Genomic DNA, 22,782 nt, shown 5'->3' on the forward strand with positions numbered 1-22,782 from the left:
ACGAAAGAATTCAGGAATTAAAAGCGGAGAAATGCGATGAGTAACGGAAATATCGTGCAGTGTATTGGTCCAGTGGTGGACATTCAGTTCCCACGCGACAAAATGCCAAACATTTATGATGCGTTGACATTAGTTGATAGCGGCGAAAAATCATTTGCCGAAAAATCATTTGCCGAAAAAGGTTTGACCTTTGAAGTGCAGCAACAAATTGGTGACGGCGTAGTTCGCGCGATTGCTATGGGTGCAAGTGATGGTTTGCGCCGTGGCATGGAAGTGAAATCTACTGGCGGCCCAATTTCTGTGCCTGTTGGCCCAGCAACTTTAGGTCGCATCATGGACGTTCTAGGTCGCCCAATCGATGACGCAGGTCCGATTGCAACTGAAGAGCGTCGCGCTATTCACCAGCCAGCACCTAAGTTTGATGAGCTCTCACCTTCTGTGGACTTGTTAGAAACCGGCATTAAGGTTATTGACTTAGTTTGCCCGTTTGCTAAGGGCGGTAAGGTTGGCTTGTTCGGTGGTGCCGGTGTTGGTAAGACCGTGAACATGATGGAATTGATTAACAACATCGCTAAGCAGCACTCCGGTTTGTCAGTGTTTGCCGGCGTTGGTGAGCGTACTCGTGAAGGTAATGACTTCTACCACGAGATGAAAGAATCTAACGTTATCGACAAAGTGGCGATGGTGTTTGGTCAGATGAATGAGCCTCCTGGCAACCGTTTGCGCGTTGCGTTGACTGGTTTGACAATGGCTGAAGCATTCCGTGACGAAGGCCGTGACATTTTGTTCTTCGTTGACAATATCTACCGTTACACACTGGCCGGTACTGAAGTTTCTGCGTTGCTCGGTCGTATGCCTTCTGCTGTGGGTTATCAGCCTACATTGGCTGAAGAGATGGGTAAATTGCAAGAGCGTATTACCTCTACAAAGACTGGTTCTGTTACCTCCATTCAGGCCGTTTACGTTCCTGCGGATGACTTGACCGATCCGTCACCAGCTACAACCTTCTTGCACCTTGACTCCACAGTTGTGTTGTCACGTGATATTGCTGCATTAGGTATTTACCCAGCGGTTGATCCATTGGACTCCACTAGCCGTCAGCTCGACCCACAAGTAGTTGGTCAAGAGCACTACGAAGTAGCTCGTGAAGTACAGATGACATTGCAGCGTTATAAAGAGTTGCGCGACATTATTGCAATTTTGGGTATGGACGAATTATCACCAGAAGATAAGCTGTCTGTATCACGTGCTCGTAAGATTCAGCGTTTCTTGTCCCAGCCTTTCCACGTTGCTGAAGTGTTTACTGGTTCACCAGGTAAATACGTTCCATTGAAAGAAACTATCCGTGGTTTCAAAATGATCTGCAGCGGCGAATTGGATCACTTGCCTGAGCAAGCGTTCTACATGGTGGGTTCAATTGATGAAGCCATCGAGAAGGCCAAGAAGCTTTAATCTAGGGAAATTATGTCAACCATACGCGTCGATGTAGTAAGTGCTGAGCAGTCTATTTTCAGCGGGGAAGCCAAGTTTGTTGCGCTTCCTGGCGAAAGTGGTGAGCTCGGCATTTTGCGCGGCCACACTCCTCTGATTACACGTATTCGTCCAGGCTCAGTCCGCATTGAAAAGGCTGATGGCGATGAAGAGTTTGTTTTCGTAGCAGGTGGCTATTTAGAAGTTCAGCCAGATCGCGTTACCGTTTTAGCCGATACCGCCATTCGTGGACATGATCTTGATGAAGCCAAAGCTATTGAAGCCAAGAAGCGTGCCGAAGAGGCCATGCAAAACCGTGGCACAGACTTTGATTTGGCATTAGCCCAATCAGAGTTTGCAATGGCAGCCGCGCAATTGGCTGCAATTGCTCGTTTCCGTCGTAAAAAGTAATAGCCGGTCATCTCCTTGCTGTTAAATGATCGGTTTTTAAAGGCCTGCCTGGGCGAAGCGGTTGATCAAACACCGCTTTGGCTCATGCGACAAGCCGGCAGATATCTCCCTGAGTACAACGCTACTCGCGCTAGAGCTGGAAGTTTCTTAGGGCTCGCAAAAAATCCCGCATACGCCACAGAAGTAACACTCCAGCCCTTGGATCGTTATCCTTTGGACGCGGCGATTTTGTTTTCTGATATTTTGACCATTCCAGATGCAATGGGTTTGGGTCTTAAATTTACCGCAGGCGAAGGCCCAAGCTTTGAGCACCCTCTTCGCACTGAAGAAGCGGTTAAGAAATTGCGTGTAGCTGATATGGATCAGCTCAAGTATGTTTTTGATGCGGTTTCAGAAATTCGTAAAGCATTGATTCAGGATGGCAAGCAACGCGTTCCATTGATTGGTTTCTCAGGCAGTCCATGGACGCTGGCTTGCTACATGATTGATGGCTCAAGTGCAGATGATTTTCGTCATGCTAAAACCATGATGTTTAGTCGTCCTGATTTGATGCAGCATATCTTAGAAATCAATGCGCAATCCGTTGCCGCTTATTTGATCGAGCAAGTAAAAGCGGGGGCGCAAGCTCTGATGATTTTTGATACCTGGGGCGGAATGCTTCCAGATGGTTGGTATCAAAAGATGTCTTTGGCATCAATGCAAAAAGTAATTGCTTTGTTGCCACGCGAGCATGAGGGGCGAAAAATTCCAGTCATCATGTTTACTAAAGGTGGTGCAATTTGGCTAAATGACATGGCACAAGTTGGCGCCGATGTGATTGCTATTGATTGGACAATGTCACTCAGTCGCGCAAGAAAACAATTGCTCGCTTTGAACAAGCCCTTGGCACTTCAAGGCAATTTAGACCCTCTTATTCTGTTCTCAGAGCCAAAACAAATTGCAGAGCAAGCGAACCTTCTCCTGGAGGATTTGGCGAGCGCTCCAGCACTTAAATCCGGGTTACATCCGCTGGATGGCCACGTATTTAATTTGGGTCATGGTATTTCTCAGTTCACACCCCCTGAGAGCGTTACCGCACTTTCAGAAGCTGTCATTAATTGCTCTAGGGCACTCAGGGTAAAGTCATAAAACTGAGTGATCGCTAACTTACTGCTGGAATTTTTTAGCAAAAGTTATGCACAGATAGCGGGAATATTCGAAATTCAGTGAGATTGCGAATAAAGATGAAAATTCACTTTCGAATACCAATATAAGTCCATGATTTATAACTAATTTTAATAAAAAGCTTTAAAAGGGTGCAAAAACCAAAAGCTGATAAATTAGCTTATAAATTAGATTCTTCGGATGATATCCACAGACTTATCCACAAGCAAAATAGAGATTTGAAGTAAATAATGCCCCCTCCAATCGTAGTTCAAGTTGTTGTTGATAAGCCCCTTGCTCAGGGCTTTGACTACTTGTGGAGCGAAGATTTATTGGGAGGTCTTCCAGAGGTGGGCTCAATAGTTGAGGTGCCTTTTGGGCGTGGCGCGCTCGTGGGAGTAGTAATAAAAGTAAGTGCTCACTCTGATTATGAAATTTATAAATTAAAGGGTGTAACTAGGGTAGCTCCACTGCCCCCTTTAGACCCTGCCGCCTTACGCCTAATGAATTTTGCAAGCCAGTATTACATTCATGCGCTTGGCGAGACCATCATTCCCACCATTCCCCAGATGTGGAAAAAATCCGATCACTGGGAAAAGATTCCCAAGAAATTGGCAGTGGATGAAGAAAAGAAAAAGAAAAAAATTCTGCCAGAAGTGAGCGAGGGGTTTATTGAAGAAAGCCTCTTAAATAATGGGCAAAAATTAGCGCTCGAACAATTGCGAAATTTTCCAGCAGATGAATTCAAAGCTATTCTTTTGCAAGGTCAAACTGGCAGTGGAAAAACCGCCGTATTTCTAAATTGGTTAAGCGGCATCTTGGAGGATACAAGTGCACAAGTGCTGCTCTTGGTTCCAGAAATCAATTTAACGCCACAATTAGAGCGCAGGGTGCGCGCCTATTTTCCAGATAAAAAAATGGTTGTACTTCACAGTGGTGTGAGTGAAAAAGTACGAGGCATTGCTTGGTATGAGGCAATGACTGGTAAAGCCCAAATTATTTTAGGAACGCGTTTAGCTGCTTTAACACCGCTACCTAATTTGCGCGCTATCGTTGTAGATGAAGAGCATGATCCATCCTATAAGCAACAAGACGGTATTCGTTACTCAGCGCGTGACCTTGCTGTTTGGCGCGCCCATGATTTAAAGATACCCATCCTCTTGGCATCTGCTACGCCATCATTGGAAACCTGGATGGCAGCTAAGGCGGGACGATATGAATATGTTCGTTTGGATCAGCGCGCGCAAGGCGCAAGCTTGCCGCTAGTACGTTTGATCAATACTCGAGATCCACAAACTCAATTTAGCCCTGGTGATGTTGAAAAGCCCAAAGCAAAAAGCCTGATTACCAAGACGCTAGCTAATGCAGTGAGTCAAAATTTAGAAAGTAAACAACAAAGCCTAGTACTGATCAATCGTCGCGGTTATGCGCCAGTCCTCAGTTGCAGCGCCTGTTCATGGCTTTCTAAATGCGCGCAATGTACTTCTTATATGGTCCTACACAAGGCTGGAGCTTTGGGTAGGAAGTCAGTCTTGAGCTGCCACCACTGTGGTTTAGTTAAGGCGATCCCAAGCGGTTGCCCTGATTGCGGTAATGCTGATCTAACCACTCTTGGTCAGGGCACTCAAAAGATCGAAGACTCTATGGAGGAGATGTGGCCAGGCGCTAGAGTGCTTCGGGTTGATACAGACTCCAGCAGAAAGAGTAAGGGCGCAGAAGAACTCTTTCAGGAAATCCATGAAGGCAATGTTGATATCGTTGTTGGCACCCAGATGATTGCTAAGGGCCATGATTATCAGAATATTGGCCTAGTTGCAGTACTAGACGCTGACAGCAGGCTTTTCTCCCACGACTTTAGGGCAGCTGAAAGATTATTTGCGCAGCTGGTTCAAGTTGCAGGACGCGCTGGTCGCTCCAATAAGGACGGAGAAATGGGGGGTGTAATTTACATTGAAACCCAGTTTCCCGAGGCGGCCGTCTTTCAGTTTTTGCTCCGCCACGATGTAGATGGTTTTTTAAGCTTTACAGCCAATGAAAGAAAAGAGGCAGGTTTGCCGCCCTTTGCCTATCAGGCCCTCATCCATGCGGAGGCAAAAAATTTGGACAAGGCAATTCAATTTTTGAGCGGCCTGAAGGGGCATTTAAAAGCCCAAGGCTATATAACTAAAGGCTTAAGGATCTATGACCCAGTACCAAAAGCTGTAATGCGAGTAGCGGGATCGGAGCGAGCCCAGCTTTTAGTGGAGTCTGACGACCGCAAAAATCTACAAGACATCTTGGAAGTAATCGATCGATATTTGCGAGAAAACTCTCAAGGGCGCATCAGCAAAGAAGGCCGGATTCGATGGCTAATTGAGCGGGACCCTACTTCCATCTAGTCGATTGATTTATTAGGCACCAGGGCCCGAGTTATATTTTTCTAGGCTTAAGAGTTGGTCTAACTCGGAAGCAAGGGCCTCATCTGAAGCGGGTTTAATTTTGAATAGCCAAACTTCATATGGCTTCTGATTCACAAGCTCGGGCGATGCGTCCACCTCTTCATTGAGCGCAACAATTTCCCCGCTCACTGGTGCATGAATATCGCTAGCCGCCTTAACAGATTCAATCGCAGCAATAGCTTCGCCCTGCTTCACTTGTTGCCCAACTTTGGGCGCCTGAAAAAACATGACATCACCCAGCGCCTCTTGCGCATGATTGCTAATGCCAACCCACACTAAGCCATCATCTTCCTGAGTGGCCCATTCATGTGTTTCTGCAAATTTAAATGTATCTTGGCTTTTCATTGTTTTATCCTTTAGGTGCATTTTATGCCGACTCCCATAAACTAGCCTACCCAATGTGCAACTTAACTGTCTTGTATGTATGCCAATTAAATTAGGAATTGTTCCTGTAACACCCTTTGAGCAAAACTGCTCTATCTTGGTTTGTCAGGAGACCGGCGATGCCGCGGTGGTTGATCCCGGTGGCGACATAGAAAAGATCCTTGAGGGCGTTAAGCAGATGGGCGGCAAGGTCAAAAAGATACTACTCACGCATGGACATTTAGATCACTGCGCTGCCGCGAAAGACTTGGCCGATCAGCTTGGCGTGCCTATTGAGGGGCCACAAGAGGATGAACGTTTTTGGATTGATCAGTTACCAGAACAAACGGTGCGTTTTGGTTTTGGACATGCAAAAGTTTTTGAACCTGATCGCTGGCTAAATCATGGTGATCATGTAAGTGTTGGTAATGTTGATCTCGAGGTACTTCATTGTCCAGGCCATACGCCGGGCCATGTTGTATTTTTTGATAAAGAAGATCGTCTTGCAATAGTTGGTGATGTTTTGTTCGCTGGCTCAATTGGTAGAACGGATTTTCCTCGCGGCAATCATGCAGATTTAATCAATGCAATTAAAACGAAACTGTGGCCCCTAGGCGACGACGTACAGTTTGTGCCGGGACATGGCCCAATGTCTACGTTCGGAAAAGAACGCAGAACCAATCCCTATGTTGGGGATGGCACTTAAATTTTTTACTTCAGATGAATTTAGGTTTTTGCTGAACCGGTACGATGCGTACGGTTGTATAAACAGCTAGCGCAGATCCAGCGCTGCTTGCGATTACTTGTCGGAATCCATGTGCCACCCTCGAGTCGTTTTTCACGGCTGCAAGAAGAGCAAAATTTCAGGCTCTGGGAAGATTCTTGGGTAGCTGCTGGAGTCGAGGTAGTCATGGGCAATCCGGGTAAGGCAAATCTTATACAGAGATCTATTTTACCCGTTTTGTCCCGCTGGGGCTGGACTGAGCACAACTCGTACTGAATCAGCCGTTTTGTTGCCATCGAAATCTAGCCAGGCCTTGTTTTCAAAGTCGTAAAGCTTGCACTTACGAGCAGTATCGAAATACCAGCCCCAAGAGAACTTTTGAATGAAAATGCGCTCAGGAAGGATGGTTTCTAGGGTTTGCTGGGCTTCTGGCAAGCGATAAAGCGGTACGCTCATGTCCACGTGGTGCGCGGTGTGCTCCATGATGTGGTGCATCAACTTGCCCCAAATCCAATTAAATGTCAGGTGGACGGTTGTGGATACAAATGGCTGGGCGCGCAACCACTCTGATTTCTTGTCATACCAAGAAACCTTTGGATGTGTGTGATGTACGTAGACGACAAATCCAATCATGCCGTTCCAGAATAAAAATGGAACTGCAAAACCAGTGATTAAGCCAAGCCAAATCGATTGGCCAGTAGCAATGGCTCCGGCAATTAGGCAGCCAATCCAAACGATTGCAAAGGCAGTAACCAGTAAATTGTCTTTTAAGAAGATGGGACGATCGCCAGGTTTGTTCTTGGCGTTCGGGAAATACTCACGTCTCCACCAAATTTCAATGAGGTAATAAAAAACAGGGCCCCAGCCGCTACGGTAAAGGCGCTCTAGAGCCTTACGCCATGCGGGAAGCGCGTCGTATTCTGATTTTGATAACGGCGCCCAAACGAAGTCAAAACCCTTAAGGTTTGTTTGACCATGGTGCACAACGTTATGGCCAACATCCCAGAGGCTATATGGCGTAAGCGATGGCAAGAAGGCAATGCGACCTAACACTTTATTCAATTCACGATTGGGGGTGTAGCTTTGATGGCAAGCATCATGACCCAAAATAAAGATGCGGCCTGTTACAAAGCCGGCAATTAGACCAAAAACAATTTTCAGTAAGACGCTTTCTACGAAGATTGTTCCTGCGATGCAGCCCAGCCACAGGAAAGCATCGATTGCCAGGAGCATGATTGCGCGCCCAGTTTCGCCCTGTGCCATGGGAATTAGCCAGCTTCGAATGATTTTTCGATGCGGTAATGGGGCCTCTGGTGGCAAAGGATTAGTTAGGGAAGGCTCTGAAAGGGCTGAATTTAGATGTGTAGACACGATAAGAATCAATAAGTTAGGTGCAAATGATAGCGGTTTTCGTGATTTGTCGCATGATGTATGTCAAAAACCCCTCTAGTTTTGGCGCGCCCGGCAGGAATCGAACCTGCGACCCTTGGCTTCGGAGGCCAATACTCTATCCACTGAGCTACGGGCGCTAGTGAAAAACTAGCTACCCCTCCATTGTAAGTGCCTACAAGCCTAGTCTCTAGTTATAATCTTGGCAAAACAACCCTAAAACCCGTCAAACGATAAATTCTTATGAGCAACGAGCACGGAAGTCTAATTAAGTCCCCAAAACAACTCATCATTATGGTGTTTGCAAGCTTTTTTGTGCCACTCATCATTATTTTGTTGCTGATGGTATTTGTGAACAATGGCAAGCGAGTAGATTCAGCCGCTTCTTCCGATCAAATCATTAAGCCAGTGGGGCAGCTAAATTTTAAAGATGCTACTGAGCCAGCAGTTCCGGCTCCAGCTGCTACAGCCAAATAAGTCTTCGGCCCACATTAAAAAAGCTGGCTATATGCCGGCTTTTTTATTTCCGTTTTATGTCCCCTTATTCACTCTTCGCATCTAATGCAACTTGGTAGGCCTCTTTTTTAGTGAGACCTAATGTTTGTGAGAGCACGGCAGCGATTTCTTTGCTGCCCAAATAAGGGCTCAACGCATTTGCCCATAACAATAGAGATGAATGCTCCGGAGTCTCATTGCTGCTGGATAGGCGCCCTGCTACCACAATGACAAACTCGCCTTTAAGGCTCTCTGCCACATCAAGCCAGTTGGCTACATCTTGCGCTTTAAGTGATACAACTTGCTCAAATTTTTTAGTTAACTCACGGCAAATCAGAATCTGACGATCGAGCTCTAAATTTTTTGCAAGCAGGGTAAGCGTTTCTTTAATGTGGTGTGGAGATTCAAAAAAGAGACTCGTTTTTGTGCTTCTGGAAATATCTTGCATCAGGGCATCGCGCTCTTTTGCTTTATTGGGCCAGAAACCTAAAAATTGAAAGCGTCCATCTGAGTGGTGCATCACCGAGCCTGCGACTGAGATTGCGCCTGATACGGCGCTTGCTCCGGGAATGGGAATGACTCTTAGCCCTGCCTTTTGAACCTCATTGACCAATCTTGCGCCAGGGTCTGAGACTCCTGGGGTGCCTGCATCTGAAATATAGGCCCAGCGCTCGTTATTAGACAGATGCCCAATGACAGTCTGCGCCCCGGCAATCTCATTGTGCTCATGAAGGGCTAAACATTTTTTGTGTATGCCGAATTGCTGAAGTAATGCAGCGCTATGTCTAGTGTCTTCACAAGCAATGCCATCAACTGCATTTAAAACATGCAGGGCGCGCAAAGTAATGTCACCTAAATTACCTATGGGTGTCGCAACCATATATAGAGCCCCAGCAGGTAAATCCTGCTGCTTTAAAAAATCGAACGAGCTAAGTTCCATAGGGGTTGCCTGAGAAAGGTTAAGTAATTAGTAAGAGAATACGTTGCTTTTGAGATATGCTGATTGCTACTGAAATTAAGAGATCTTTGGCGCATAATATTGTTATGGATAAAGAGATTAACGAACGTTTACGTCAACGCGCTTCCCAGCATTTTTTGGACAGTATTGCAGTTAAGCAAGAAGCTGAGAAAGTGCTGCCAGAGTCTGTTGCCAAGGGCGTCTTGGCCATGGTGGATTGTTTGCGTTCTGGCGGCAAGGTAATGGCCTGTGGCAATGGCGGATCTGCGGCGGATGCTCAGCATTTCGCAGCAGAGCTTGTTGGTCGATTTGAGAGAGAGCGCCAGGAGTTGGCTGCAATTGCTTTGACAACAGACTCTTCAATTCTGACGGCCATTGGAAACGACTATAGCTACGATGAAATTTTTAGCAAGCAGGTTCGCGGACTAGGAAAAAAAGGCGACATTCTATTGGGAATTTCTACTTCAGGAAATTCGAAGAATGTGATTAAGGCAATAGAGGCCGCGAAAAAACTGGGAATGAAAATTATTGCATTTACTGGCAACGGTGGTGGAAAGATTGCTCAGTTATTGGATAAAGATGATATTCACCTGTGTGCGCCATCTACACGAACGGCGCGTATTCAAGAAACGCATTTGGTTTTGCTTCATGCTTTATGTGATGGCGTAGACCATGTACTGCTCGACTAAAAATAGTGTTACTTCAATAAAGAAATCATTTAAATGAAAACTGCATTCTTCAGAACATTATTGCTCGCTACTTTTATTGCTTCACAACTTTCAGCATGCGCAGTGGTTGCTATTGGTGGGGTGACGGCTGGTGCAACCATCATGGCAGATCGTCGCTCGCCAGCAGTGCAGGCTATTGATAAAGGGATTGAGCTAGAGGCAGAAAATGCACTAGCAAAACGATTCGGTGATAACGCACACATAAATGTAACCTCCTTCAATCAAAAAGTATTGCTGACCGGAGAGGTTAAGGACGCAGATATCAAGGGCGAGGCAGCTGCATACGTAAAAGCGATGAAGAATGCCCGCTCCGTCTTTAATGAGTTGGTTATTGGGCCCAACAGTAGCTACACATCTCGTGCAAATGATTCCTATCTTGAGTCCAAGATCAAAACACAAATGATCTTTACTGATCAGCTGCCCTCAAATTCTATGGCCATAGTTGCCGAAGGAAGCAGCGTATATCTGATGGGCATCTTGACGCAAAACGAAGCAGATCTTGCAAAGAAAGTTACAAGCAATACCAATGGCGTAAAAGATGTTTACGTTTACTTTGACATTATTTCTGAAGATGAAAAGATGCGTTTGGAAAAACAAGGTAAAGCCGATCAAACACAACCAACTACACCGCCAAAATTTCAATAAACTTTTTGTAGGTTTGTGATGCAAGTAAAGCGAGCAACTGTAAAAATGATTTTCCTTTTTACGACGCTCGCTTTTTTTATGCCGACTGCACAAGCGACTATTGAAGATGAAAATGCATACGCAATCGCAAAGCAAAATGCCTGCTTAGGTTGTCATGCGATTAATAAAAAAATTGTTGGGCCAAGCTTTGAATCAGTCGCGCAAAAATATAAAAGCGATTCAAACGCACAAACATTTTTGAAAAATAAAATTGCTAAGGGTGGATCGGGCTCTTGGGGTGTTGTGCCCATGCCGGCGAACGCAAAACTAAGTGATGCAGATTTGTCTGTGTTAACTAGCTGGATATTGCGTGGCGCACCGGGCAAAAATTAATACTGGAAACGAATTAGTTGATTAGCGCGCGAGATCAGGCCTTCCCAAGAACCACCACCATGCCTGGTTGGAGCGCTTGAGATTTTCTTTTAAGGCGTAATCCATATCGGCCCACTGCACATTGGCAGCCTCTGCCACAATGGTCGCAGGACTCGCTGGCGGGAGCTTGAGGCAAGCATCAGCATCACCATAGGCGTATTCAACAGTCATTCCAGCCTTTTGCGCCAAGTGCATCATCGCCTTGTTATTGGCAAGGCAATGTACATATAGAGTCTCTATGCGGGTATTACGTGAATGCACTGCTGAGCGTTCTAGAAGAGCCGTGCCCAGGCCCTGCGAGCGCCCTTCTGGCAGTACAGAGACCCCAAATTCAGCTGCTCGCGCTTGACCTTTATGCTCGGGTAAATAGGCCAAATGCGCCATGCCAATAAGCTTCAGGTCCAAATCGAACACGCCAAAGATAACGTCTTTATTGAAATTAAGGCGTTCTACATAATGGCAAATAACCTCATCAGGGGTCTGTGTGCCAAAGCGTAAGCGCCTATCTTCATCATTTAGTTGCAATAAATGATTCAAAATTTCTTGTCTATATTCGGCATGAAGCTCGCGAACAGGTACAGCCTGCCCAGCCGTATAAAGGCTTGAGGGTAAGTGACTATTCGCTAATTTGGTGTTCATCAGTTCATCTTAGCAGTAATGGTGGGAAATTTCAGGGTTTTCCCTTAGTTTGTTGGAAATAGGCCAAATAAACAGCAAAAAACGGCACTATTTTTTGTCTGAATGAGTCAAAACCCTAAAAAAATGAAAATTTATTAAAAAAAGTTAAATTTTTTTTAAAATCTAGAGCCTTGTTTCTATTGGGTTTATTCCATAACTAAGAAAAAACTTACCATTTTTTAAGTAAAAGAGTACGAAAGGTGTTGACGACCCTAAAAAAGTGGGATATAGTCTCACCTCTCTGCTGAATGTTTTTTGAAACGAGAAACAAGTCAGCCCTCTTTAAAAATTAGTCAACCGATAATTGTGGGTACTAAGTGAAAGCATCCAGTCCTTCGGGACAGATGTAAATAAATAGTACTCATAGACAGTAAAAAGATTTGGTTTTATTACCAAGTCAATTTCTTGAATGAGTGCGACGATCCGCAAGGATCACAGGAATTGAACTGAAGAGTTTGATCCTGGCTCAGATTGAACGCTGGCGGCATGCCTTACACATGCAAGTCGAACGGCAGCACGGGTGCTTGCACCTGGTGGCGAGTGGCGAACGGGTGAGTAATACATCGGAACGTACCTTATCGTGGGGGATAACGCAGCGAAAGCTGTGCTAATACCGCATACGCCCTGAGGGGGAAAGCGGGGGATCGAAAGACCTCGCGCGATTAGAGCGGCCGATGCCTGATTAGCTTGTTGGTGGGGTAAAAGCCCACCAAGGCGACGATCAGTAGCTGGTCTGAGAGGACGATCAGCCACACTGGGACTGAGACACGGCCCAGACTCCTACGGGAGGCAGCAGTGGGGAATTTTGGACAATGGGGGAAACCCTGATCCAGCAATGCCGCGTGAGTGAAGAAGGCCTTCGGGTTGTAAAGCTCTTTTGTCAGGGAAGAAACACCGGCTCTAACACAGTCCGGGAATGACGGTACCTGAAGAATAAGCACCGGCTAACTACGTGCCAGCAGCCGCGGTAATACGTAGGGTGCGAGCGTTAATCGGAATTACTGGGCGTAAAGCGTGCGCAGGCGGTTATACAAGACAGGCGTGAAATCCCCGGGCTTAACCTGGGAATGGCGCCTGTGACTGTATAGCTAGAGTGTGTCAGAGGGGGGTAGAATTCCACGTGTAGCAGTGAAATGCGTAGATATGTGGAGGAATACCAATGGCGAAGGCAGCCCCCTGGGATAACACTGACGCTCATGCACGAAAGCGTGGGGAGCAAACAGGATTAGATACCCTGGTAGTCCACGCCCTAAACGATGCTGACTAGTTGTTCGGGATTTACATCCTGAGTAACGTAGCTAACGCGTGAAGTCAGCCGCCTGGGGAGTACGGTCGCAAGATTAAAACTCAAAGGAATTGACGGGGACCCGCACAAGCGGTGGATGATGTGGATTAATTCGATGCAACGCGAAAAACCTTACCTACCCTTGACATGTCACTAACGAAGTAGAGATACATTAGGTGCTCGTAAGAGAAAGTGAACACAGGTGCTGCATGGCTGTCGTCAGCTCGTGTCGTGAGATGTTGGGTTAAGTCCCGCAACGAGCGCAACCCTTGTCTTTAGTTGCTACGCAAGAGCACTCTAAAGAGACTGCCGGTGACAAACCGGAGGAAGGTGGGGATGACGTCAAGTCCTCATGGCCCTTATGGGTAGGGCTTCACACGTCATACAATGGTGCATACAGAGGGTTGCCAACCCGCGAGGGGGAGCTAATCTCAGAAAATGCATCGTAGTCCGGATCGTAGTCTGCAACTCGACTACGTGAAGCTGGAATCGCTAGTAATCGCGGATCAGAATGTCGCGGTGAATACGTTCCCGGGTCTTGTACACACCGCCCGTCATACCATGGGAGTGGGTTTTGCCAGAAGCCGTTAGCCTAACCGCAAGGAGGGCGACTGCCACGGCAGGGTTCATGACTGGGGTAAAGTCGTAACAAGGTAGCCGTATCGGAAGGTGCGGCTGGATCACCTCCTTTCTAGAGAAAAGATGCTGAATCCTAGTGCCCACACTTATCGGTTGACAATAAAAGCCACGGGTCTGTAGCTCAGCTGGTTAGAGCACTGTGTTGATAACGCAGGGGTCGTAGGTTCAAGTCCTACCAGACCCACCACCAGCCAGAAACAAGACTTAGTGGGACGTTGGGGGATTAGCTCAGCTGGGAGAGCACCTGCTTTGCAAGCAGGGGGTCGTCGGTTCGATCCCGTCATCCTCCACCATCATCTAAATGTCAAAACTAAGTGATCTAACGATTATTTAGTTTTGCCATTTATGGCTGTTCTTTAAAAATTTGAGTAAGCAAAGTGTCAAATGTTTCTTTGAGAGGACATTTGACAATGTAATAAGGGTAAAGATTGAATCATCAATCAGTAATACAAACGAGTTTTACCAAGTTCTTAACAAAGTACTTACAGTTTGGATTACGGCAAACATGTCAGAAGTAGAAGTAAAACCTATAACGGTTACTAGCAATGGTGCTCGTTATAGGATCAAGTGAATAAGTGCACATGATGGATGCCTTGGCGATTACAGGCGACGAAAGACGTTATAACCTGCGATAAGCCCCGGGGAGCTGGTAAATAAGCTTTGATCCGGGGATTTCTGAATGGGGAAACCCACCACTTTTGTGGTATCCATACCTGAATACATAGGGTATGAGAAGCGAACCTTGTGAACTGAAACATCTAAGTAGCAAGAGGAAAAGACATCAACCGAGATTCCCAGAGTAGTGGCGAGCGAAATGGGAACAGCCTTCTAGTGATAGCTCAGTAATTAACAGAATGGAATGGAAAGTCCAACAATAAAGGGTGATAGTCCCGTATGTGAAAATTATTGGGTGGTACTAGGCTAGAGACAAGTAGGGCGGGACACGTGAAATCCTGTCTGAATATGGGGGGACCATCCTCCAAGGCTAAATACTCGTAATCGACCGATAGTGAACAAGTACCGTGAGGGAAAGGCGAAAAGAACCCCGGGAGGGGAGTGAAATAGATCCTGAAATTGTGTGCATACAAACAGTAGGAGCCTCGTAAGGGGTGACTGCGTACCTTTTGTATAATGGGTCAGCGACTTACATTCAGTAGCAAGCTTAACCGAATAGGGAAGGCGTAGCGAAAGCGAGTCCGAATAGGGCGCTAGTTGCTGGGTGTAGACCCGAAACCAGTTGATCTATCCATGGCCAGGTTGAAGGTGCGGTAACACGTACTGGAGGACCGAACCCACTAACGTTGAAAAGTTAGGGGATGAGCTGTGGATAGGGGTGAAAGGCTAAACAAAACTGGAAATAGCTGGTTCTCTCCGAAAACTATTTAGGTAGTGCCTCGTGTATCACTGTAGGGGGTAGAGCACTGTCATGGTAGTGGGGTCCATTGCGGATTACTGCGCCATAGCAAACTCCGAATACCTACAAGTGCAAGCACGGGAGACAGACATCGGGTGCTAACGTCCGGTGTCAAGAGGGAAACAACCCAGACCGCCAGCTAAGGTCCCTAATATATGCTAAGTGGGAAACGAAGTGGGAAGGCTAAAACAGTCAGGAGGTTGGCTTAGAAGCAGCCATCCTTTAAAGAAAGCGTAATAGCTCACTGATCGAGTCGTCCTGCGCGGAAGATGTAACGGGGCTAAGCATATAACCGAAGCTGCGGATCACAGCAATGTGATGGTAGGAGAGCGTTCTGTAAGCCTGTGAAGGTGTCTTGTAAAGGATGCTGGAGGTATCAGAAGTGCGAATGCTGACATGAGTAGCGATAAAGGGGGTGAAAAGCCCCCTCGCCGTAAGCCCAAGGTTTCCTGTTCAACGTTCATCGGAACAGGGTGAGTCGGCCCCTAAGGCGAGGCAGAGATGCGTAGCTGATGGGAACAAGGTTAATATTCCTTGACCATTGTTAGATGCGATGGGGGGACGGATCGCGGAAAGTTGTCCGGGTGTTGGAAGTCCCGGTTCTTGCGTTGGAGATGGCTATTAGGTAAATCCGGTAGCGTAATTCAAGGGCGTGAGACGAGCGAATTTATTCGCGAAGCAATTGGAAGTGGTTCCAAGAAAAGCCTCTAAGCTTCAGTCTAACAAGACCGTACCGCAAACCGACACAGGTGGGCGAGATGAGTATTCTAAGGCGCTTGAGAGAACTCAGGAGAAGGAACTCGGCAAATTTGTACCGTAACTTCGGGATAAGGTACGCCCTGGTAGTTTGACCCTGTACAAGGGGAGGACGAAAGGGTTGCAATAAAAAGGTGGCTGCGACTGTTTAATAAAAACACAGCACTCTGCAAACACGAAAGTGGACGTATAGGGTGTGACGCCTGCCCGGTGCTGGAAGATTAAATGATGGGGTGCAAGCTCTTGATTGAAGTCCCAGTAAACGGCGGCCGTAACTATAACGGTCCTAAGGTAGCGAAATTCCTTGTCGGGTAAGTTCCGACCTGCACGAATGGCGTAACGATGGCCACACTGTCTCCTCCTGAGACTCAGCGAAGTTGAAATGTTTGTGATGATGCAATCTACCCGTGGCTAGACGGAAAGACCCCATGAACCTTTACTGTAGCTTTGCATTGGACTTTGAATCGGTCTGTGTAGGATAGGTGGGAGGCGTTGATAACAGGATGCTAGTTCTGTTGGAGCCAACCTTGAAATACCACCCTGATTTATTTGAGGTTCTAACCTTGGCCCGTTATCCGGGTCGGGAACAGTGCATGGTAGGCAGTTTGACTGGGGCGGTCTCCTCCCAAAGTGTAACGGAGGAGTACGAAGGTACGCTTGGTACGGTCGGACATCGTACCTAAAGTGCAATGGCAAAAGCGTGCTTAACTGCGAGACCGACAAGTCGAGCAGGTGCGAAAGCAGGTCATAGTGATCCGGTGGTTCTGTATGGAAGGGCCATCGCTCAACGGATAAAAGGTACTCTGGGGATAACAGGCTGATACCGCCCAAGAGTTCATATCGACGGCGGTGTTTGGCACCTCGATGTCGGCTCATCTCATCCTGGGGCTGTAGCCGGTCCCAAGGGTATGGCTGTTCGCCATTTAAAGAGGTACGTGAGCTGGGTTTAAAACGTCGTGAGACAGTTTGGTCCCTATCTGCCATGGGCGTTGGAGATTTGACGGGGGCTGCTCCTAGTACGAGAGGACCGGAGTGGACATTCCGCTGGTGTACCTGTTGTTTCGCCAGAAGCATCGCAGGGTAGCTATGAATGGAAGAGATAACCGCTGAAAGCATCTAAGCGGGAAACTTGCCTGAAGATGAGATCTCCCGTAGGTTTAACCTACATAAAGGGTCGTTGAAGACCACAACGTTGATAGGTCGGGTGTGGAAGTGCAGTAATGCATTAAGCTAACCGATACTAATTGCCCGTTAGGCTTGATCCTATAACCAGCACTATTGTGTTGGATGTTTGCCAGATTTAATCTGCATCCTTATTACATGCTTACTCAAATAGAGTTGTTGATTTAATCAGCAACTCGACCCTCTACGCCCGGTGACCATAGCAAGTTGGAACCACTCCTTCCCATCCCGAACAGGACAGTGAAACGACTTTACGCCGATGATAGTGCGGATTACCCGTGTGAAAGTAGGTAACTGCCGGGCACCAATGCGACGCCCAGACCCTTTAGGTCTGGGCGTTTTTACTTGTGCAAAGCGTTTAGAGATATTGACAGAAACTCCATTTGGAGTCAGAATATTGGGTTCGCGGAGGGGTGTCCGAGCGGCTAAAGGAGGCAGACTGTAAATCTGTTGGCTATGCCTACGTAGGTTCGAATCCTACCCCCTCCACCAGATGTGCGGGATTAGTTTAATGGTAAAACAGCAGATTTCCAATCTTCGGTCAAGAGTTCGATTCTCTTATCCCGCTCCAGAATTTGTTGCATTAGATTTCGCCCATGTGGCTCAGTGGTAGAGCACTCCCTTGGTAAGGGAGAGGTCGGCAGTTCGATCCTGCCCATGGGCACCATGTTTGATTTTATTAATTGTGTATTTCGTGTTTGGTTTAAGAGTTAACTAAAGGCAGATTAAAAATGGCAAAAGAAAAATTCGAGCGGACAAAACCGCACGTAAACGTAGGCACTATCGGTCACGTTGACCACGGTAAAACTACATTGACAGCAGCAATCGCAACCGTGCTCTCTAAAGCATTCGGCGGCGAAGCTAAAGCATACGATCAGATCGATGCTGCTCCAGAAGAAAAAGCACGTGGTATTACGATTAATACTGCGCACGTTGAGTATGAGACTGCAAATCGTCACTACGCTCACGTTGACTGCCCAGGACATGCTGACTACGTTAAGAACATGATTACTGGTGCTGCTCAGATGGACGGCGCTATTTTGGTTTGTTCTGCTGCTGACGGCCCAATGCCACAAACTCGTGAGCACATCCTCTTGGCACGCCAAGTTGGTGTTCCTTACATCGTCGTTTTCTTGAACAAGTGCGACATGGTTGATGACGCTGAATTGCTCGAGTTAGTTGAAATGGAAGTTCGTGAGCTTCTATCTAAGTACAACTTCCCTGGCGATGACACACCAATCATTCAAGGTTCTGCTAAGTTAGCGCTTGAAGGCGACGAAGGCCCATTGGGTAAAGAAGCCATCATGAAATTGGCTGAAGCACTTGACACATACATCCCAACTCCAGAGCGTGCTGTTGACGGCGCGTTCTTGATGCCAGTAGAAGACGTGTTCTCTATCTCCGGTCGCGGTACTGTTGTTACAGGCCGTATCGAGCGCGGTATCGTTAAAGTGGGCGAAGAGATTGAAATCATCGGTATCAAGCCAACCCTCAAGACAACTTGTACTGGTGTTGAAATGTTCCGCAAATTGCTCGACCAAGGTCAAGCAGGCGATAACGTTGGTATCTTGTTACGCGGTACAAAACGTGAAGAAGTTGAGCGCGGCCAAGTATTGGCTAAGCCAGGTTCAATCACTCCACATACTCACTTTACAGCCGAGGTTTACATCTTGGGTAAAGACGAAGGTGGTCGTCATACTCCGTTCTTTAACAACTATCGTCCACAGTTTTACTTCCGTACAACGGACGTAACTGGTTCAATCGAGTTGCCAAAAGACAAAGAAATGGTAATGCCTGGCGATAACGTCACTATTACCGTAAAACTCATCGCTCCAATCGCGATGGAAGAAGGTTTACGTTTTGCGATCCGTGAAGGTGGCCGTACTGTTGGCGCCGGCGTGGTTGCAAAGATTTTGGCTTAAGTAGTAAGTAATTAGTTTTTATAAAGGGGTGTAGCTCAATTGGCAGAGCGTTGGTCTCCAAAACCAAAGGTTGGGGGTTCGATGCCCTCCGCCCCTGCCACGATTTGAACTGAAAGCAAAATGTCTCATCAAACAGCAAGTCATACTGAAGAAAAAAGCGGCTGGGTCTCTGGACTCGCTGCTTTAATCGTTGTTGCGGCGTTAGTTCTTTACTACACGCTGGCGGATCAATCCATGTTGGTTCGTTTGGCTGTTTTGTTTGGCGGTATTGCAGCTGCAGTTGTCATCGTGGCGATTTCACCAGATGGGCGTCGTTTTATTGCCTACGCAAAAGATTCTTGGTACGAAGTAAAAAAGGTTGTTTGGCCAACTCGTAAAGAGACCACCCAAATGACTCTAGTCGTATTTGGCTTTGTTCTGATCATGTCCCTGTTTTTATGGATGGCAGACAAATTGATTGAATGGCTAGTTTTTTCAGTCTTTTTGGGCTGGAAGTGAGTAAAAAATGACTGATACTGAAGTAGCTACAAATCCCCAGGCTACCGGCAATATGCGCTGGTATGTTATTCATGCTTATTCTGGCATGGAAAAAAGCGTGAAAAAAGGCCTTGAAGAGCGTATTGCGCGCTCTGGCATGCCTGAAAAATTTGGCCGAATTTTGGTCCCTTCCGAAGAGGTTGTGGAGATCAAATCCGGTGCTAAATCAGTTTCTGAGCGTCGTTTCTTCCCAGGATATGTCCTGATCGAGATGGAAATGACCGACGAGAGCTGGCATTTAGTGAAAAACACGCCAAAAGTGACTGGTTTCGTAGGCGGTGTTCGTAACCGTCCAAGCCCTATTTCTACGGCTGAAGTAGCCAAAATCATGGATCAAATGCAGGCTGGGGTGGATAAACCTAAGCCTAAGACCCTATTTGAGGTTGGCGAGATCGTACGTGTCAAAGAAGGTCCATTTGTTGATTTCAACGGAAATATCGAAGAAGTCAATTATGAGAAGTCAAGATTGCGCGTTTCTGTTACAATTTTTGGCCGCGGTACCCCAGTTGAGTTGGAGTTCGGCCAGGTAGAAAAGATGTAAAAACAAGGACTTAGTCCTGGTTTTAGTAGTTGGCAGTTAAGTGGTTAGCAATAACCGAGGAGCGGAGCTAGAAAGCCAAAAACTAGCGAAGCGTTTACTCAACAGCGGTCTTTCCTAATGAGGTTAGGCGCGCTTTAAGGAGCACACATGGCAAAGAAGATTATTGGCTTTATTAAGCTGCAGATCCCTGCAGGTAAAGCAAATCCATCACCACCCGTAGGTCCAGCATTGGGTCAACGCGGTCTTAACATTATGGAATTCTGTAAGGCGTTTAATGCTCAAACTCAGAGCATGGAACCTGGCCTACCAATTCCAGTCGTGATTACAGCGTTTGCTGATAAGAGCTTCACATTCATCATGAAGACTCCTCCAGCAACCATCATGATTAAGAAGGCTGCGAAGATTGAAAAAGGATCACCACGTCCTCATACCGATAAAGTGGGTTCAATTACTCGTGCTCAAGCGGAAGAAATCGCTAAAGCAAAAATGCCAGATTTGACAGCAGCCGATATGGATGCAGCTGTTAGAACAATCGCTGGTAGCGCCCGTTCCATGGGCATCACTGTGGAAGGTCTCTAATCATGACTAAATTATCTAAACGCGTTAAAGCAATTCAATCTAAAGTTGATCGCAACAAATTCTATTCATTAGATGATGCATTGAACCTCGTTAAAGAGTGTGCAACTGCTAAGTTTGATGAGTCTATCGACGTTGCTGTTCAGTTAGGTATTGATGCTAAGAAATCTGACCAAGTTGTGCGTGGCGCAGTAGTGCTCCCAGCTGGTACAGGTAAGCATGTTCGTGTTGCTGTTTTTGCACAAGGCGAGAAGGCTGAACAAGCTAAAGCTGCTGGTGCAGAAATTGTTGGCATGGAAGATCTTGCTGAACAAATTAAAGGCGGCAAAATTGATTTTGATATTTTGATCGCATCTCCAGACACAATGAAAATTGTTGGTACTTTAGGTCAAGTATTGGGCCCACGTGGTTTGATGCCGAATCCAAAAGTTGGAACAGTTACTCCTGACGTTGCTACTGCAGTTAAGAATGCAAAAGCTGGTCAAGTTCAGTTCCGTGTGGACAAAGCCGGTATCGTGCACGCAAGCATTGGCCGTCGTTCATTCGAGCCAACTGCATTGAAATCTAACTTGCTCGCATTGCTCGAGGCTTTGAATAAAGCAAAGCCACCTGCATCAAAGGGTATTTATTTAAAGAAGGTTGCCGTAAGCAGCACCATGGGTGCAGGCGTACGCGTAGACCAAGCATCGTTACAGGCTGCAGCTTAATTAGCTTGTAACAAAAAAGAACTTTGGGTCGACTCCCATTCTTGCAGTGAGAGTCGAACATCAAAGACCGTTGGTGGATTAGTTGCTAATACAGAGTTAATTCTTAATCGTTACGAAAGTAATAGCCAGCGCAGATGGCGACCCTGAAAAGATTTTCACAAGAACTTTGTGAACAAATGATCAGACGCTGGTGTGTAACCCCAACTGGCAACAGTTGGTTTTTATGGAGTTAAACCGTGCCTTTGAATGTACAAGACAAAAAAGCGATTGTTGCTGATGTCGGCGCTCAATTGGCTGGAGCTCAAACAGTCGTGCTCGCTGAATACCGTGGTATTCCAGTAGAGCAGTTGACAAAGCTACGTGCTAGCGCACGTGACCAAGGTGTATATCTTCGCGTTTTGAAGAACACATTGGCACGCCGTGCTGCACAAGGCACACAGTTTGAGCCTCTTGCTGATTCGATGGTTGGCCCCTTGATCTATGGCATTTCTGCTGATCCGATTGCTTCGGCAAAAGTATTGCAGGCCTTTGCTAAGACTCAAGACAAGCTAGTCATTACTGCTGGCTTATATAACGGCAAGTTGTTAGATGTTGCAGGCGTTAAAGCCCTTGCAACAATTCCAAGCCGCGACGAGTTGTTATCTCAGTTGTTAGGTGTGATGTTGGCGCCTGTCTCTGCGATGGCTCGCGTATTGGGCGCAGTAGCAGCACAAAAGGCAGAAGGAGCACCTGCTCCTGTTGCAGCACCGGTAGCAGAAGTAGCAGCAGCCCCAGCAGAAGTAGTTGCTGAAGCCGCCGCTCCAGAAGCAAGTGCTGAGCCTGCAGCCGCAGCCCCAGAAGCTGGAACAGAAGCAAACGAAACCCCTGCCGCTGAATAAGCGACAGATTAACTATTTAAGTATTAGGAGCTAAAAATGGCGATTACTAAAGAAGAAATCATTGATGCAGTAGGTAGCATGTCCGTTATGGATTTGAACGACTTGGTTAAGGCGTTCGAAGAGAAGTTTGGCGTTTCAGCTGCAGCTATGGCTGTTGCTGGTCCTGCTGGTGCAGGCGGTGGCGGTGCTGCTGCTGAAGAGCAAACAGAATTCACTGTTAACTTGCTCGAAGCTGGCGCAAACAAGGTTTCAGTAATTAAGGCAGTTCGCGAAATTACTGGTCTTGGCTTGAAAGAAGCTAAGGACTTGGTTGACGGTGCACCGAAGCCAATCAAAGAAGGCGTTGACAAGAAAACTGCTGAAGAAGCTAAGAAGAAGCTTGAAGAAGCTGGCGCTAAAGCAGAACTCAAGTAATACACACAATGCTGGCGCCTCTCACAAAGAGGCGTTAGCCATGTTGGGTTTGACCTCTAGAGGTCAAACCCGATTTCA

General features: G+C 46.8%; 20 protein-coding genes, 7 tRNA genes, 3 rRNA genes and 1 pseudogene. 25 read left to right on the forward strand and 6 right to left on the reverse strand.

What is annotated here, in order from left to right:
* The first annotated feature begins 36 nt into the window (after positions 1 to 36).
* The 4 genes from atpD to priA all read left to right on the forward strand — a co-directional run bounded on the left by atpD (position 37) and on the right by priA (position 5,402).
* Entirely contained in the window at positions 37 to 1,452 is a 1,416-nt protein-coding gene (gene atpD, locus AOC21_RS00115; protein WP_215391853.1) for a F0F1 ATP synthase subunit beta, read from the forward strand.
* 12 nt (positions 1,453 to 1,464) lie between these two features.
* Positions 1,465 to 1,881 carry a F0F1 ATP synthase subunit epsilon gene (locus tag AOC21_RS00120; protein WP_215321259.1) on the forward strand — a complete coding sequence of 139 codons (417 nt, stop codon included), beginning with the start codon at positions 1,465 to 1,467 and terminating at the stop codon, positions 1,879 to 1,881.
* A 9-nt stretch (positions 1,882 to 1,890) separates the two neighbouring features.
* A complete protein-coding gene (gene hemE, locus AOC21_RS00125; RefSeq protein ID WP_215392683.1) occupies positions 1,891 to 3,009 on the forward strand; it encodes a uroporphyrinogen decarboxylase in 1,119 nt (372 codons plus the stop codon).
* A gap of 266 nt (positions 3,010 to 3,275) precedes the next feature.
* Positions 3,276 to 5,402, forward strand: a complete 2,127-nt coding sequence (priA, locus tag AOC21_RS00130; protein ID WP_215391854.1) for a primosomal protein N' — start codon at positions 3,276 to 3,278, stop codon at positions 5,400 to 5,402.
* Between the two features lie 12 nt (positions 5,403 to 5,414).
* On the opposite strand, the gene gcvH is transcribed toward priA, so the two are convergent.
* Positions 5,415 to 5,807, reverse strand: coding sequence for a glycine cleavage system protein GcvH (gene gcvH, locus AOC21_RS00135; protein WP_251371515.1), 393 nt, complete (start codon positions 5,805 to 5,807; stop codon positions 5,415 to 5,417).
* A 79-nt stretch (positions 5,808 to 5,886) separates the two neighbouring features.
* Here gcvH and AOC21_RS00140 point away from each other — a divergent pair, with 79 nt between their 5' ends.
* A complete protein-coding gene (locus tag AOC21_RS00140; protein WP_371817789.1) occupies positions 5,887 to 6,531 on the forward strand; it encodes an MBL fold metallo-hydrolase in 645 nt (214 codons plus the stop codon).
* A 20-nt stretch (positions 6,532 to 6,551) separates the two neighbouring features.
* On the opposite strand, the gene AOC21_RS00145 is transcribed toward AOC21_RS00140, so the two are convergent.
* The 3 genes from AOC21_RS00145 to AOC21_RS00155 all read right to left on the reverse strand — a co-directional run bounded on the left by AOC21_RS00145 (position 6,552) and on the right by AOC21_RS00155 (position 8,078).
* On the reverse strand, positions 6,552 to 6,737 hold the full coding sequence (locus tag AOC21_RS00145; RefSeq protein WP_215391856.1) for a hypothetical protein: 186 nt from the start codon (positions 6,735 to 6,737) through the stop codon (positions 6,552 to 6,554).
* A gap of 40 nt (positions 6,738 to 6,777) precedes the next feature.
* Positions 6,778 to 7,929 carry a fatty acid desaturase gene (locus AOC21_RS00150; RefSeq protein ID WP_371817822.1) on the reverse strand — a complete coding sequence of 384 codons (1,152 nt, stop codon included), beginning with the start codon at positions 7,927 to 7,929 and terminating at the stop codon, positions 6,778 to 6,780.
* A gap of 73 nt (positions 7,930 to 8,002) precedes the next feature.
* Positions 8,003 to 8,078: transfer RNA gene (locus AOC21_RS00155), tRNA-Arg, on the reverse strand.
* A gap of 103 nt (positions 8,079 to 8,181) precedes the next feature.
* On the opposite strand from AOC21_RS00155, the gene AOC21_RS00160 reads away from it, so the two are divergent.
* Positions 8,182 to 8,415: a hypothetical protein gene (locus tag AOC21_RS00160; protein WP_251371517.1), complete on the forward strand. Its 234-nt coding sequence runs from the start codon at positions 8,182 to 8,184 to the stop codon at positions 8,413 to 8,415.
* 64 nt (positions 8,416 to 8,479) lie between these two features.
* On the opposite strand, the gene rsmI is transcribed toward AOC21_RS00160, so the two are convergent.
* Positions 8,480 to 9,373: a 16S rRNA (cytidine(1402)-2'-O)-methyltransferase gene (gene rsmI, locus AOC21_RS00165; RefSeq protein ID WP_215391857.1), complete on the reverse strand. Its 894-nt coding sequence runs from the start codon at positions 9,371 to 9,373 to the stop codon at positions 8,480 to 8,482.
* Positions 9,374 to 9,477: 104 nt separating this feature from the next.
* On the opposite strand from rsmI, the gene AOC21_RS00170 reads away from it, so the two are divergent.
* Genes AOC21_RS00170 through AOC21_RS00180 form a run of 3 tightly spaced genes read left to right on the forward strand, consistent with a single transcriptional unit; the run spans position 9,478 to position 11,136 of the window.
* Positions 9,478 to 10,080, forward strand: a complete 603-nt coding sequence (locus AOC21_RS00170) for a phosphoheptose isomerase (RefSeq protein WP_215391858.1) — start codon at positions 9,478 to 9,480, stop codon at positions 10,078 to 10,080.
* Between the two features lie 33 nt (positions 10,081 to 10,113).
* The gene (locus AOC21_RS00175) at positions 10,114 to 10,764 is read left to right on the forward strand and encodes a BON domain-containing protein (protein WP_215391859.1); all 651 of its coding nucleotides are present in this window, start codon (positions 10,114 to 10,116) and stop codon (positions 10,762 to 10,764) included.
* Between the two features lie 18 nt (positions 10,765 to 10,782).
* Positions 10,783 to 11,136 carry a c-type cytochrome gene (locus tag AOC21_RS00180; RefSeq protein WP_215392686.1) on the forward strand — a complete coding sequence of 118 codons (354 nt, stop codon included), beginning with the start codon at positions 10,783 to 10,785 and terminating at the stop codon, positions 11,134 to 11,136.
* A 21-nt stretch (positions 11,137 to 11,157) separates the two neighbouring features.
* On the opposite strand, the gene AOC21_RS00185 is transcribed toward AOC21_RS00180, so the two are convergent.
* Positions 11,158 to 11,814 (reverse strand): GNAT family N-acetyltransferase, encoded by a 657-nt coding sequence (locus AOC21_RS00185; protein ID WP_215391860.1) that lies wholly within the window; start codon positions 11,812 to 11,814, stop codon positions 11,158 to 11,160.
* A gap of 482 nt (positions 11,815 to 12,296) precedes the next feature.
* Here AOC21_RS00185 and AOC21_RS00190 point away from each other — a divergent pair.
* The 16 genes and pseudogenes from AOC21_RS00190 to rplL all read left to right on the forward strand — a co-directional run bounded on the left by AOC21_RS00190 (position 12,297) and on the right by rplL (position 22,704).
* A 16S ribosomal RNA gene (locus AOC21_RS00190) occupies positions 12,297 to 13,829 on the forward strand.
* Between the two features lie 58 nt (positions 13,830 to 13,887).
* A tRNA-Ile gene (locus tag AOC21_RS00195) sits at positions 13,888 to 13,964 on the forward strand.
* A gap of 30 nt (positions 13,965 to 13,994) precedes the next feature.
* Positions 13,995 to 14,070: transfer RNA gene (locus AOC21_RS00200), tRNA-Ala, on the forward strand.
* 268 nt (positions 14,071 to 14,338) lie between these two features.
* Positions 14,339 to 17,212, forward strand: a 23S ribosomal RNA gene (locus AOC21_RS00205).
* A gap of 106 nt (positions 17,213 to 17,318) precedes the next feature.
* Positions 17,319 to 17,432: ribosomal RNA gene (rrf, locus tag AOC21_RS00210) — 5S ribosomal RNA — on the forward strand.
* Together the 16S, 23S and 5S rRNA genes with 5 tRNA genes alongside form the textbook arrangement of a ribosomal RNA operon.
* A gap of 104 nt (positions 17,433 to 17,536) precedes the next feature.
* Positions 17,537 to 17,621: transfer RNA gene (locus AOC21_RS00215), tRNA-Tyr, on the forward strand.
* A gap of 5 nt (positions 17,622 to 17,626) precedes the next feature.
* Positions 17,627 to 17,700, forward strand: a tRNA-Gly gene (locus AOC21_RS00220).
* Positions 17,701 to 17,721: 21 nt separating this feature from the next.
* A tRNA-Thr gene (locus tag AOC21_RS00225) sits at positions 17,722 to 17,796 on the forward strand.
* Between the two features lie 64 nt (positions 17,797 to 17,860).
* Complete coding sequence (tuf, locus tag AOC21_RS00230) at positions 17,861 to 19,051, forward strand: elongation factor Tu (protein WP_071464430.1); 1,191 nt, start codon at positions 17,861 to 17,863, stop codon at positions 19,049 to 19,051.
* 24 nt (positions 19,052 to 19,075) lie between these two features.
* Positions 19,076 to 19,151 (forward strand) — tRNA-Trp (locus AOC21_RS00235).
* A 20-nt stretch (positions 19,152 to 19,171) separates the two neighbouring features.
* Positions 19,172 to 19,549 carry a preprotein translocase subunit SecE gene (gene secE, locus AOC21_RS00240; protein WP_215391861.1) on the forward strand — a complete coding sequence of 126 codons (378 nt, stop codon included), beginning with the start codon at positions 19,172 to 19,174 and terminating at the stop codon, positions 19,547 to 19,549.
* Positions 19,550 to 19,556: 7 nt separating this feature from the next.
* The gene (gene nusG, locus AOC21_RS00245) at positions 19,557 to 20,129 is read left to right on the forward strand and encodes a transcription termination/antitermination protein NusG (RefSeq protein ID WP_215391862.1); all 573 of its coding nucleotides are present in this window, start codon (positions 19,557 to 19,559) and stop codon (positions 20,127 to 20,129) included.
* Positions 20,130 to 20,276: 147 nt separating this feature from the next.
* Positions 20,277 to 20,708 carry a 50S ribosomal protein L11 gene (rplK, locus tag AOC21_RS00250; protein ID WP_068320088.1) on the forward strand — a complete coding sequence of 144 codons (432 nt, stop codon included), beginning with the start codon at positions 20,277 to 20,279 and terminating at the stop codon, positions 20,706 to 20,708.
* Between the two features lie 2 nt (positions 20,709 to 20,710).
* The gene (gene rplA / locus AOC21_RS00255; protein ID WP_215348179.1) at positions 20,711 to 21,412 is read left to right on the forward strand and encodes a 50S ribosomal protein L1; all 702 of its coding nucleotides are present in this window, start codon (positions 20,711 to 20,713) and stop codon (positions 21,410 to 21,412) included.
* A 236-nt stretch (positions 21,413 to 21,648) separates the two neighbouring features.
* Positions 21,649 to 22,167, forward strand: a pseudogene (rplJ, locus tag AOC21_RS00260) (50S ribosomal protein L10); the annotation flags it as partial.
* 159 nt (positions 22,168 to 22,326) lie between these two features.
* Positions 22,327 to 22,704 carry a 50S ribosomal protein L7/L12 gene (rplL, locus tag AOC21_RS00265; RefSeq protein WP_112202584.1) on the forward strand — a complete coding sequence of 126 codons (378 nt, stop codon included), beginning with the start codon at positions 22,327 to 22,329 and terminating at the stop codon, positions 22,702 to 22,704.
* Positions 22,705 to 22,782: the final 78 nt, after the last annotated feature.

The sequence above is a fragment of the Polynucleobacter sp. VK25 genome, from assembly GCF_018687355.1.
GTDB lineage: Bacteria > Pseudomonadota > Gammaproteobacteria > Burkholderiales > Burkholderiaceae > Polynucleobacter.

Coding starts and splice junctions, on each gene's coding strand:
- AOC21_RS00170 (WP_215391858.1), top strand. CDS start 9,478: ATGGATAAAGAGATTAACGAACGTTTACGTCAACGCGCTTCCCAGCAT.
- AOC21_RS00185 (WP_215391860.1), bottom strand. CDS start 11,814: ATGAACACCAAATTAGCGAATAGTCACTTACCCTCAAGCCTTTATACG.
- gcvH (WP_251371515.1), bottom strand. CDS start 5,807: ATGAAAAGCCAAGATACATTTAAATTTGCAGAAACACATGAATGGGCC.
- priA (WP_215391854.1), top strand. CDS start 3,276: ATGCCCCCTCCAATCGTAGTTCAAGTTGTTGTTGATAAGCCCCTTGCT.
- rplA (WP_215348179.1), top strand. CDS start 20,711: ATGACTAAATTATCTAAACGCGTTAAAGCAATTCAATCTAAAGTTGAT.
- rplL (WP_112202584.1), top strand. CDS start 22,327: ATGGCGATTACTAAAGAAGAAATCATTGATGCAGTAGGTAGCATGTCC.
- AOC21_RS00180 (WP_215392686.1), top strand. CDS start 10,783: ATGCAAGTAAAGCGAGCAACTGTAAAAATGATTTTCCTTTTTACGACG.
- AOC21_RS00160 (WP_251371517.1), top strand. CDS start 8,182: ATGAGCAACGAGCACGGAAGTCTAATTAAGTCCCCAAAACAACTCATC.
- AOC21_RS00140 (WP_371817789.1), top strand. CDS start 5,887: ATGCCAATTAAATTAGGAATTGTTCCTGTAACACCCTTTGAGCAAAAC.
- rsmI (WP_215391857.1), bottom strand. CDS start 9,373: ATGGAACTTAGCTCGTTCGATTTTTTAAAGCAGCAGGATTTACCTGCT.
- rplK (WP_068320088.1), top strand. CDS start 20,277: ATGGCAAAGAAGATTATTGGCTTTATTAAGCTGCAGATCCCTGCAGGT.
- atpD (WP_215391853.1), top strand. CDS start 37: ATGAGTAACGGAAATATCGTGCAGTGTATTGGTCCAGTGGTGGACATT.
- AOC21_RS00120 (WP_215321259.1), top strand. CDS start 1,465: ATGTCAACCATACGCGTCGATGTAGTAAGTGCTGAGCAGTCTATTTTC.
- tuf (WP_071464430.1), top strand. CDS start 17,861: ATGGCAAAAGAAAAATTCGAGCGGACAAAACCGCACGTAAACGTAGGC.
- nusG (WP_215391862.1), top strand. CDS start 19,557: ATGACTGATACTGAAGTAGCTACAAATCCCCAGGCTACCGGCAATATG.
- secE (WP_215391861.1), top strand. CDS start 19,172: ATGTCTCATCAAACAGCAAGTCATACTGAAGAAAAAAGCGGCTGGGTC.
- AOC21_RS00175 (WP_215391859.1), top strand. CDS start 10,114: ATGAAAACTGCATTCTTCAGAACATTATTGCTCGCTACTTTTATTGCT.
- AOC21_RS00145 (WP_215391856.1), bottom strand. CDS start 6,737: ATGACTACCTCGACTCCAGCAGCTACCCAAGAATCTTCCCAGAGCCTG.